The sequence below is a fragment of the Zarconia navalis LEGE 11467 genome (assembly GCF_015207075.1).
Taxonomy (GTDB): Bacteria; Cyanobacteriota; Cyanobacteriia; order Cyanobacteriales; family Geitlerinemataceae; genus Zarconia; species Zarconia navalis.
The window spans coordinates 1-8,329 of the sequence record NZ_JADEXN010000208.1 but is presented as its reverse complement, the minus strand read 5'-3'; the positions used below and the strand labels follow the sequence as shown (position 1 = coordinate 8,329).

Here is an 8,329-nt window from a genome sequence, read left to right as displayed (position 1 = left end):
ATTTCAAATCCAACAACTGCGTGCTTCGGGGAATATTATTCTCTTTTTTGAGGTGTCTCCTTTGGAGCTGTTTCTCTCATCGATCGAGCGGGTTGATGGGTAATCGGTTCCATGGGTAATTTGGGATGGTTCTTTTTGACGAGCGATCGACTCGTATCTTTACGCTTCTTCATCGATGGAGAATTCGGTTAAACCCAGACTGGACTTGTATTTGGATGCTTTTGTTTCTTTTAGTTTTCTCGCGCGCTCGATCGGGCGCGGTACTATAAATATTGATATATCGAAGTCCAATTGTCCTGTCGAGACCCAATCCCAATTTTCTATTGAGGCAATCGACCCTTAAAAATGAGTTTGAATAACCCCGATCGCTCGAAAATAGTCATGAAAAAAGCGTTTTTAATTTTAGGAGAACTGAATAATGACGATCTGGACTGGATGATTAAAGAAGGTAAGAAGCGAACCCTAAGTCCGGATGAAACTTTAATTTATGAAGGTCAACAAATTAATGCGTTTTATATCGTATTGAGTGGAACCTTCAGTGTGGCGATCGATTCTTTGAATAAAGAACTGGCTCGACTTTCGAGCGGTGAAGTTGTCGGAGAAATTTCCTTTATCGATACTCGCCTGCCGCTAGCCACCGTTAAAGCCATTGAAGATTCTGTCGCGTTGGAGATTCCCCGGTTGCGGCTGACTTACAAACTCCAACGGGATATGGGATTTGCCTCTCGATTCTATCGGGGGATCTCCCGCTGTCTGTCCGATCGAGTTCGCGGGACGGTGCTGCGGTTGGGATACGGAATCGATGTGGAAGATCCCGAAGCTGAGGAAATGGAAGCATACCCCGATGCCGATCGAGATTTGGCATTGGTTCAAGCTAAATTTAATTGGCTCATGCAGGGTGTGAGCCGATAGATCTCGGAACTCAACCGATCTAAACGATCGATAACACTTACAAAACTCCTGCCCGATCGCGCTTGAAAAGAATTTGGGGTAAGGACGCCAGTTGTGCCGAACGAGCTGGGAACCCAACTGTTGCCGCTTAGCGAAATTGTTGTAAGTTCAGCAAATCTTGGGGGGATGCCAGAAGTTCGATGGTGACGTTCGTAATTTTCGAGCTGGCGTTTAGGGTAAACGTCCAACAGGCATTCACTCCGAATAAAGGGGTTTGAACCTCTCCGTTGACTTGGAGCGTGCGGTTACCCGCGCTTTTGGGTTGTTGGCTTTCTCGATATGGAATGGCTTTGATGCCATCCGCTTCCGTTTTTAAGTAAGCGCAGATCGCTTTACGACCGACAATGACCTCCTCAAAGGGAGGCTGTAACGTGCCACGCTCGGCAAATAGTCCGGCGACGGTCTCGAAATTTTCTGAGTTAAGTGCCTCAAAGTACCTTCGCACCACAGGGTGGTTTAACGCTAGAGTTCGATCGCACATTGGCAGTCCGGGGAGGGCGATCGCTCGAGTATCCATTGTGGATTGAATATCATCGTCTCGTTGGCAAAATTAAATTTCATATATTTTTCGGTTTGTCAAGATCGGTCGTTTGGCCTCGATACCGATCCAAAACCGATCCGATAACCCGTGGTGTCAACTTCAGCAATTTTGTCGCATCTTTTTTCTGCCATTGAACTGATTGCTGAGATTTCCTGACATTTACTGTAATCACCGTAGCAACATTACATAATATTCTGGATAAAGAACGGCAAACAGGTCGTAATATCCGGATTCATGAGAAGACCAAGATGATGTTCGTCACCTAAATACCTCCGATCGTAAATTGCCAAAATATAAGCATTTGTAAATCATCTAACGGAGCAAATTCTTTAGTGTGTTTTAGAAGATGATTCTAGGCTTGCGGGCAAAAATTTCTAAGTTCTAATCTCTTTCGGTTGAACCTAAAAGGTTAGAATTTAACTTTATGACTAGTAGAGCATCTACTCTAAAACTGTGGTTTAGAAAAAGCGACGATGCATACTCTAAAAGCATTCAATCAAAATTTTATTGCATAATTTTAGGTTGGTTGGTCTACTCGTCAGGGCTATGTCGTCTACTCAGTATTGCACAGAAATGAAAAATGCTAATTTCCGGAATCGGGAAAGCCACTCGTACTCCAAAAATTATACAATTACCCAAAAAGAGTATACGCAAATTGTCGAAGCGATTGATGCGGGAAAATATTCATGGGCTTGTCTCTTAATTCTACGCTTTGCTGGAGATAATCCCTTTTTGTACATTCCTTACCGGACTGCGAACCGTTTACTCAAAGAGAATCAGCTCGCAAACGATCGAGATTGCGAAGCACCATAGATAACGAGTTTAGTATATCGAGTGAGTTGAGATCGGGGTGGCGTATGTTTCGCTTCTCAACTTACCCGACTCGTTCCTATCAACGGAATAACCGTTGAAATTGTCTCCGTTCCCGAATTCGATCGAAATCTTTATCGGACTGAGCCAGTTGTCGATAGACACTCGGCTGCTGTTCGATCGCTTTTTCCAAGCTTTCGATCGCCCGAATTTCTTCACCCATTAAAGCATAGCAACAAGCTTGATTGTACCAAGTTGCATTGTCTTCGGGATAAATTTTTAACGCTCGCGCATAGCAATCGATCGCCGCTTTATAACGCTTTAAGTGTCGATAGCATTCGCCCCGTTTGTATTCTCCCCAAAAGTCATCGTAGGTTCCATCTAATGCTCGATCGTAACTTTCAAGTGCTTCTTCATATCGCTTCAGGTGGCGCAGGGCATCTCCGCGACGATAGACTGCCCAAAAATCTTTAGGCTTAGCTTCTAGTGCCCGATCGTAATTCTCGATCGCCTCATCGTATTGTTTTAGATGGCGCAGGGCATCTCCGCGACGATACCAAGACCAATAGTCCCTCGATTTGGTTTCTAATGCCCGATCGAAACAAGCAATTGCTTCTTCAAATCGATCGAATTCTTCTAGAAGTAAATAGCCCAGACTATACCATCCCCAATAGTCATCCGGACGAATCTCGAGCGCCATATCGAAACTATCGAGTGCCCCATCAAAATCCCCTAATTCGGCTAGAGCGTGACCTCTTTGATACCACGCCCAGTAGTCATCCGCTCTGAGGGTAATGGCTTCATCGTAACAGGCAACCGCTGCCTCGTAATAGGCATCTTCATCCATTCGTTTGCCCTCTAAATACCACAGCCGGTAGTTTTCCCATCTAGACTCTAAATGCTGGTACTTATTTGTGAGGAACAACTTCATCTTTTTTTTAGATTGTGAGGGATCGAGCGAGATGCTTTAATCTCTTTTTAACTTCAATTTTGAAGAGATTTTTATTAATTAAAACATCTGTTATGTAAAATTAGAATATATCTCATGGGAAAATGTCAACGATTTTCAATAAAGTTTGCATAATCTTGATTTAAATTTCTTTACATTATTGAGAAAGTTTGAGATGGACTATTTCGTTTCCATCCAATTTCTTCCCGTCCCCACATCCACGACCAGCGGGACGCTCAGGGCGATCGCCTCTTCCATGGTAGACCCAACGATCGGCTGTAATTCTTCCCACTCTTCCGGCGGAATTTCGAGCACCAGTTCGTCGTGAACCTGTAATAGCAACTGTCCTTGATAGTCTTGCAAGACTTCGTGGAGTTTGACCATCGCTATTTTAATAATATCAGCACTCGACCCCTGGATGGGTGCGTTTGCCGCCGCTCGCAAAGATTGAGCGTCAAATTGTCCGATATTTTTAATTTTATCTAAATCGATCGACTTTGGATCGGAATCTTTCAACTTCCGCAAACTGCCCGACTCGAACTCGAAATAGCGACGGCGACCAAGAATTGTTTCTACATATCCATTGGCGATCGCCTCGCGTTTCATCTGCTGTAAATATTCAAAAACTTTTGCATAGCGATCGTTGTAACGTTCGATAAATTCCCGACCTTCAACGACGCTAAATCCCGCTTCTCGGGCAAATCTTTGCGCCCCCATCCCATAAATAACCCCAAAATTAATCGTCTTTCCCAATCGTCGTTCGTCTGGGGTAACATCTTCTTTTTCAAATAACAACTGTGCCGTCAGCCGATGCACGTCGCGATTATTCTGATAGGCTTCAATTAAAACCGGTTCTTGGGATAAATGCGCCAGGATTCGTAACTCGATTTGCGAATAGTCTGCTGCCGCCAGAATCCATCCCTCTTTCGGCACGAACGCCTTGCGAATTTGCCGAGAAAATTCCGTGCGGATGGGAATATTTTGTAAATTCGGGTTAGAAGAAGACAGCCGTCCCGTCGCCGTCACTGTTTGATTGAAATCCGTATGTACCCGCCCAGTATCTTCTCGTACCAATGCCGGCAGCGCATCTACATAAGTTGATTTCAATTTCGACAACGTGCGATATTCCAAAATGTTATCGACGATCGGATGGTCGCCTTGCAACTTTTCCAACACCGCCGCATTTGTCGAATATCCCGTCTTCGTTTTGCGGGTTTTGCGCTTATCGAGTTCCAGCTTTTCAAACAATAATTGGCTTAACTGTTTCGGCGAACCCAAATTAAATTCTTCCCCCGCCATGTCGTAAGCTTGCGTCTCAATTTGCTGCAAACTCACCGCCAAACTCCCCGAGAGTTCCTGGAGATATGCCGTATCGATACAAATCCCCCGGCTTTCCATATCCGCCAGTACCGGTTCGAGGGGTTGTTCCACCTCCAGTAGCAGTTTTTCCAACTTTGGAACCGCCGCCAATTCCGCGCGCAACTTCTCCACCAAGCCAAACGTCGTATAGACATCCATACCGCAATAGTTCGCCACTGCCGGAATTGCTAAATCGGCGATCGTTTTGCCTTTGGGAACCAAATCTTGATAGCTTTGAGCGGTAATCCCCAAATAGCGCAAAGATAAATCGGCCAGATTGTGGGTATTTTCCGGATTGAGGACGTAACTCGCCAGCATCGTATCGAATGCCACCCCCGCCAGTTCGATTCCCTGATGACGCAGAATTAGGCGATCGAATTTTGCATTTTGCAGGGACTTCGGATACGCCGGACTTTCGAGAATCTCCCGCAACCCCTCCAACGCCGTTTCGAGGGGCAAATTCTGCCCGATTTTATGTCCGATGGGGATATACGCCACATCCGCTTCCCCCGTTCCCCAACAGCAGCCAATCCCCACCAACTCGGCATCCCGAGGTTCCAACGCCGTGGTTTCCGTATCCCACGCCACGGGGGTTTCGCGATGGGTATAGGTTTTCAGTCGTTCGACAAGTTCGGCGAGTTGGGCTTCCGTCTGGATAATTTGCACTTGGATGGGAACGGCTTCGGGCTGTTGCGCGGTTTCGGTTTCTTCGGCGCTGAAAAACCAGGTATCGTTATCTTCATCGGGGGCAATTTTTTCAGGGGTTGTTTCGACTGCTGCGGTTCCCCCTAATTTCCCTTGCAATTGCGTGATGTTATTCACGAAAGTCGTTAACTCCAACTTTTTGAGGGCCGGAATCACTTTTTCCTCGCTAAACCCCTTTAACTGGCACGATTCGAGTTCCAATTCCATGGGGATATCTTGCTTAATTTCAGCCAGAAATTGCGATCGATAAGCAGCATCTTTCCCCGCCACCAGCTTTTTCTGATTTGCGCCTTTAATCCCATCGATGGCTTCGTAAATCCCATCCAACGATCCGTATTGCGCAAGTAACTTCACCGCCGTTTTCGGGCCGATACCACTCACACCGGGGATATTATCCGAGGCATCCCCGCACAATGCCTTGTAATCGACTACTTTTTCTGGGAGAACTTTCAGCTTGGCAAGCACTCCTTCTGGGGTAAATTCCTCCGGTTTGCTGGCATTGTTGCGTTTGCCATAGGAACCGCTGGTATAGAGAACGCTAATCTCTTTTTCTGCATCCACCAACTGAAACAAATCTCGATCGCCGCTGAGGATTTTTACCGAATAACTCGCATCCGCCGCAACTCTTGAGAGGGTTCCGAGGATATCATCCGCCTCGTACCCCGGCGCTGTCAACACAGTAAAATCGAAGGCTTTGAGGAGTTCTTGCAGGTTTTGGATATCGGGGATGAAATCTTCGGGGGTTTCGCTGCGATTGGCTTTGTAGTTGGGATCGGCTTCGTGGCGAAAGGTCGGCGTTTTCGTATCGAAGGCGATCGCGACGTACTCTGGCTTATGGGTTTCGATGGTTTCGAGTAAGGATTTGAGGAAGCCAAAACAGACGCTGGTGGGAACCCCCTTGGATGTGCGCAATCCCCCCTCCCGGCTTTTGGCAAAGGCATAGTAGGCGCGAAAAGCCAGGGAATGGCCGTCAATGAGGAGAAAGGTGGGATTAGCTGACACGTGTTTGAGACCCGCAGGCGATCGGTTTGGTGTATATTATTGTACCGATTCGCTGCGGTCTGCGATGCGTGATAGCGCAATTTCAATTGTTGCGTTCTCTCAAACCGTATCCGCGCGATCTCCGAACTCGCGAGAGTTATCCTGTCAAGAGCTACCATAAAGTTCAGAAGCTGTTATCAAGCCTCATCACGATCGCCAATGCACGAGCGAAATCACTTTTCTGAGGAAGAGTATATCGAGATTCGGATGGTGCGTGACGGCGATCTGAGTTGTCGCGGTGTTTGGGGGGAGATCGCTGCGGTCACGCACCCTACCGTTACTACCGTTTTGAGCAGCGGCTCATTGTGACCCATCCCCGTCGAGTCTGCTTAAGAAAAAACGCTTCCGAGCGAGCAGTCGTCTCAGATTAGTCGAGAAATGCCTGTGCAGTAGCTTCGTCGCATCTGCCACCCAGACCGCTGACAATTGTGCAGGTATTGGTCATCAGCATACCTGTATAAGTCGCTGCGGGCGTACCAGCTTCTCCTAAGCTGTCGGCGTAAAGAGGCTCTTCTGAAATGCCAATATCTGTTTCCCTCGAAACCGCTTCAATCAGTCGAGGGTTGCTAGTTGACTCGATAAAAACAGTTGGCACGCTGCGGTCTTCAACAATCTCGATCAGTTCTCTTAAGTCGGCGGCTGACGGACGAGCCTCAGTACTAAAGCTTTCCAAAGCAGCCTCAATGCGAATGCCATAAGCCTCGGCATAGTAGCCCAGTGCATCGTGGGTCGTCACGAGTACTCGCTGGGATTCGGGAACCGTCTCTACCTGTTGCTCGATCCAAGTATCGAGCTGAGTGAGTTGAGCGATTAGGGTCTGTGCATTGGCTTGGTAAAGGTCGGCATTGTCAGGAAAAGCTTCACTGAGCTGCGTTTGGATGATACGTACCATTGCAATGCCATTTTCTGCATCGTGCCAGACATGGGGGTCAGGTTCACTATCTTCTTCACCATGCTCGTCATGGTCGCCATGGTCATGGTCGTCGTGGTCGCCATGGTCATGGTCGTCATGGTCGTCGTGGTCATGGTCGTCGTGGTCGCCATGGTCATGGTCATCACGATCGTGGTAGCCACGACGACCACGATCGTGAGCTGCCCCTAAAAGCGGCTCGGTAACGGCGGCTTCTGCAACGGCAATTTGAGGTATGTCTCTATCTATCGCCTCAACCATTCGAATAATGCCTGGTTCGAACCCGTAGCCCCCGTACAGAATCAGATCGGCGGCTTCAATGGCCCGCCTGTCGGCAGGGGTGGCGTTGTAGATGTGGGGATCTTCACCAGCTTCTATAAGGCAGGTTACTTCCAGGGTGTCTCGAGCGATTTGCTCGGTGAGATCGCACAGTACGCTATAGCTGGCCACCACTTGAGGACTGGCTTGGCTGTGGGCTGCCCGATTGCCTAGAAGCAGTGTGGATGCTCCGCCGAGGACAGCAAGGGCAGTGAATAGGCAAAAAGAACGTTTCATGGGCGATCGTTTCACAGACAGATAAGAGTGGGGTTGTGATAATGATAATCATCATCACACAGTTTGCTAGTATAAATCTAGTCGTTGACGGGCTAAACGGCTAGATTTTGGGATTGTTTAACCTGTACTGCCATGACCAAAAAGAGCGATCGCGGTGTAGCACTTTTCATTTCCATACTGATCCACAGTTTGTTAGCCCTCTTCCCATTGCAAGAAAAGCCTCGCCCTTCGGCGGTATCCTCAAGCCCAAGCCCAATAAGCTCAATTTCTCTAGTTGACGCAAGCGAGCTGCCAACGCTGCGGGCATCAGAGTCTCAGCCTACACCAGCAGTCCCGCTCTCACCGCCAGTAGCTATACCAGCAGACCCACCAGCAGACTTGACACCAGATGCCCCGATGGCCAAGACAAGCGATCGCCCGCTCGATGAGCCTGTGTCCGAGGCAGCTCCCTATGCAGACTTGACACCAGATGCCCCGATGGCCAAGACAAGCGATCGCCCGCTCGATG

At 48.0% G+C, this 8,329-nt stretch carries 8 protein-coding genes; 4 read left to right on the top strand and 4 right to left on the bottom strand.

Features of this window, described 5'->3' with window-relative positions:
* The first annotated feature begins 381 nt into the window (after positions 1-381).
* Complete coding sequence (locus tag IQ235_RS12240) at positions 382-912, top strand: cyclic nucleotide-binding domain-containing protein (RefSeq protein ID WP_264321742.1); 531 nt, start codon at positions 382-384, stop codon at positions 910-912.
* Positions 913-1,039: 127 nt separating this feature from the next.
* Here the strand turns inward: IQ235_RS12240 and IQ235_RS12235 are convergent, their stop codons facing one another.
* A complete protein-coding gene (locus IQ235_RS12235) occupies positions 1,040-1,468 on the bottom strand; it encodes a ketosteroid isomerase family protein (RefSeq protein WP_264321741.1) in 429 nt (142 codons plus the stop codon).
* A 570-nt stretch (positions 1,469-2,038) separates the two neighbouring features.
* On the opposite strand from IQ235_RS12235, the gene IQ235_RS12230 reads away from it, so the two are divergent.
* Positions 2,039-2,305 (top strand): HetP family heterocyst commitment protein, encoded by a 267-nt coding sequence (locus IQ235_RS12230; RefSeq protein ID WP_319592584.1) that lies wholly within the window; start codon positions 2,039-2,041, stop codon positions 2,303-2,305.
* Between the two features lie 79 nt (positions 2,306-2,384).
* Here the strand turns inward: IQ235_RS12230 and IQ235_RS12225 are convergent, their stop codons facing one another.
* Together IQ235_RS12225 and polA are read right to left on the bottom strand one after the other, a co-directional pair.
* Positions 2,385-3,233 carry a tetratricopeptide repeat protein gene (locus IQ235_RS12225; RefSeq protein ID WP_264321739.1) on the bottom strand — a complete coding sequence of 283 codons (849 nt, stop codon included), beginning with the start codon at positions 3,231-3,233 and terminating at the stop codon, positions 2,385-2,387.
* A gap of 198 nt (positions 3,234-3,431) precedes the next feature.
* Positions 3,432-6,317 (bottom strand): DNA polymerase I, encoded by a 2,886-nt coding sequence (gene polA, locus IQ235_RS12220; RefSeq protein ID WP_264321738.1) that lies wholly within the window; start codon positions 6,315-6,317, stop codon positions 3,432-3,434.
* A gap of 198 nt (positions 6,318-6,515) precedes the next feature.
* Between polA and IQ235_RS12215 the strand changes: the two genes are divergently transcribed.
* On the top strand, positions 6,516-6,665 hold the full coding sequence (locus tag IQ235_RS12215; protein WP_264321737.1) for a hypothetical protein: 150 nt from the start codon (positions 6,516-6,518) through the stop codon (positions 6,663-6,665).
* A 58-nt stretch (positions 6,666-6,723) separates the two neighbouring features.
* Here IQ235_RS12215 and IQ235_RS12210 read toward each other — a convergent pair whose 3' ends face one another.
* A complete protein-coding gene (locus IQ235_RS12210; protein ID WP_264321736.1) occupies positions 6,724-7,821 on the bottom strand; it encodes a metal ABC transporter solute-binding protein, Zn/Mn family in 1,098 nt (365 codons plus the stop codon).
* 132 nt (positions 7,822-7,953) lie between these two features.
* Between IQ235_RS12210 and IQ235_RS12205 the strand changes: the two genes are divergently transcribed.
* Positions 7,954-8,329, top strand: a 376-nt coding sequence (locus tag IQ235_RS12205) for a hypothetical protein (RefSeq protein WP_405196670.1), incomplete at its 3' end; no start/stop codon positions are given.

Excerpts from the sequence above, each read along its gene's own strand:
- IQ235_RS12240 (WP_264321742.1), top strand. The coding sequence starts at position 382 with ATGAAAAAAGCGTTTTTAATTTTAGGAGAACTGAATAATGACGATCTG.
- IQ235_RS12215 (WP_264321737.1), top strand. The coding sequence starts at position 6,516 with ATGCACGAGCGAAATCACTTTTCTGAGGAAGAGTATATCGAGATTCGG.
- IQ235_RS12235 (WP_264321741.1), bottom strand. The coding sequence starts at position 1,468 with ATGGATACTCGAGCGATCGCCCTCCCCGGACTGCCAATGTGCGATCGA.
- IQ235_RS12225 (WP_264321739.1), bottom strand. The coding sequence starts at position 3,233 with ATGAAGTTGTTCCTCACAAATAAGTACCAGCATTTAGAGTCTAGATGG.
- IQ235_RS12230 (WP_319592584.1), top strand. The coding sequence starts at position 2,039 with ATGTCGTCTACTCAGTATTGCACAGAAATGAAAAATGCTAATTTCCGG.
- IQ235_RS12210 (WP_264321736.1), bottom strand. The coding sequence starts at position 7,821 with ATGAAACGTTCTTTTTGCCTATTCACTGCCCTTGCTGTCCTCGGCGGA.